The sequence below is a fragment of the Rhodococcus sp. EPR-134 genome, from assembly GCF_001647205.1.
GTDB classification, from domain to species: Bacteria; Actinomycetota; Actinomycetes; order Mycobacteriales; family Mycobacteriaceae; genus Rhodococcus_F; species Rhodococcus_F qingshengii.
Window position 1 is genome coordinate 1 of record NZ_LVCT01000111.1, and the last position, 1,746, is coordinate 1,746.

The 1,746-nt window shown below is 61.3% G+C and carries 3 protein-coding genes; 1 reads left to right on the forward strand and 2 read right to left on the reverse strand.

What is annotated here, in order from left to right; all coding sequences use genetic code 11:
* Positions 1-82: 82 nt before the first annotated feature.
* Entirely contained in the window at positions 83-712 is a 630-nt protein-coding gene (locus A2J01_RS05295; protein WP_054802509.1) for a TetR/AcrR family transcriptional regulator, read from the forward strand.
* A gap of 65 nt (positions 713-777) precedes the next feature.
* Here the strand turns inward: A2J01_RS05295 and A2J01_RS35640 are convergent, their stop codons facing one another.
* Complete coding sequence (locus A2J01_RS35640; RefSeq protein ID WP_003944648.1) at positions 778-918, reverse strand: hypothetical protein; 141 nt, start codon at positions 916-918, stop codon at positions 778-780.
* Positions 919-977: 59 nt separating this feature from the next.
* On the reverse strand, positions 978-1,529 hold the full coding sequence (locus A2J01_RS05300) for a GtrA family protein (protein WP_003944671.1): 552 nt from the start codon (positions 1,527-1,529) through the stop codon (positions 978-980).
* Positions 1,530-1,746 lie beyond the last annotated feature (217 nt).

The following is a 1,746-nucleotide window of genomic DNA, read 5'->3' on the forward strand; positions in this document are numbered from 1 at the left end:
TTCCGAGCACAAGACAAGCGGTACAGACGTATCATCTACGGCTGTACCAGGATCGGTTCGACACATGCAGGGAGATTTCACGGTGCCACGCAGACCCGACCCCACCCGGCGCCGTGCAGAAATTGCCGAGGCGCTTGTTCGTGCCGCCAATCGAGACGGTCTGCATGCGGTAACAATGAGATCCGTCGCCGCCGAAGCCGGTGTGTCGCTGCGGTTGGTGCAGTACTACTTCACCAGCAAAGAGGAGCTCCTGGTCGGCGCTCTCCAACATCTGGAACAAAGTAGCCAGGAGCGATGGGCACAACGACTGGCCGATCTTCCGAGTCCTCCGCCACCACGATCGATCATCGATGCGTTCGCGGCCGAAGCGTTGCCAACCGACGAACCCAGCAGCATGTTTCATCTGGTGTGGATGTCCTACGCGGTTCTCGCGATGACCAATACTCAGGTTGCACGGCATCCGTCCATCAGCGGCATCGACCGACTGGAGCGCCAACTCACCGAAGCACTGCAACGCTCGGCGGATGCCGACGAACTTGTCGACTGTGACGCGGCGATTGAGGCTGCACGCCTGGTGGCACTGGTCAACGGTCTGGGCACGAGCATCCTGGTCGGTCAGCGCTCCATAGATCGAGCCACCGAAGTAATCACCTACCACCTCGATCGCCTCTTCGCGGTTCCACCAGCAACGATCACCGAGCCTGCCACCTGATTACAACTGCAGTGCCGGCATCTACGCTCGACGAACCCCTGGGCTGCGGGGCCAGCTGAGGTGATTCAGCGAAAGATTGCCCATACTGCGAGGACTACCAGCAGTACGGCAAGGACGAACAAAACCACGAACGTGGCGGTGGGATGGTCGTTGATCCATTCGCTGAGTGCGTGGAGGCGGGTCGATGCATCGGATGTGATGGTCATGCCGTCACTTTCATGAGTTCACACCTGGAGTGGTTTCCGGTGAGGTGGCGGATGGGTGGTCAGGCCGGTGGGTCGAGCCTCTCCGTCGCCGGGACGGCAGCGGCGTCGAAGTCCGCGGCCGAAGTCGAGCGAACTCGCTGCCACGCGTGCCAGAGGAACCACGTCGAGAGAAAGGCACCGACCACGGTGCTCGCGACGAAATCGCTTGCGGTTTCAGTGAGGGCATGCACGTGGGGTTCCCTCAATTCCAGGTGGTATCGGGCAATCCAGAGGGGAATGGCACCGAGAGTGATGGAGACTGCCATGAGGGCGAAAAAGGTTGCTGCCCAGCGTCCTCCGCTTGCATGATCGATGTCGGCGAACGACCATGCCAGGCACAGGATGTATGCGTACACGGCGGAGATCAGTGCGGCGAGCATGTGCGCTGTGACCGGATTGTCTGTGAGCGCCGTCCATTTCAGGATCGAAAACAGTGTCGTCGTGGCCATGGTGCCCGCTGTTGCGATCAGGAGGAATTTCACGGCTTCGGGGTAGCGCAGAAGCCTCGCGATCCAGCGCTGCGGCAGGGCGTACACGAGGGCTTGGGAGAGGATGGTCAGTGCCGAGGTCACGTTTGCGCTTTCCGGCGTGGGGGCTGGGGGAACATGTACGACGAAGGTGTCATGAGGTGCTCCGGCGCGGCATGACGAAGAGCCATCGTTGTCCGGCGGAGGTCAGCGCTGCGTGAATCGCCAGGGATCCACCGACTGCAACGGTGGCTACCAGGAGGGGGCCGAACACCAACAGCGCGTTACGGGTGAAATCGAAGCCTGCGTGAACAGCGGCGAC

What these genes read in the sequence shown, in the direction of transcription:
- A2J01_RS35640 (WP_003944648.1), bottom strand. Translation starts at nt 918, where the DNA reads ATGACCATCACATCCGATGCATCGACCCGCCTCCACGCACTCAGCGAA.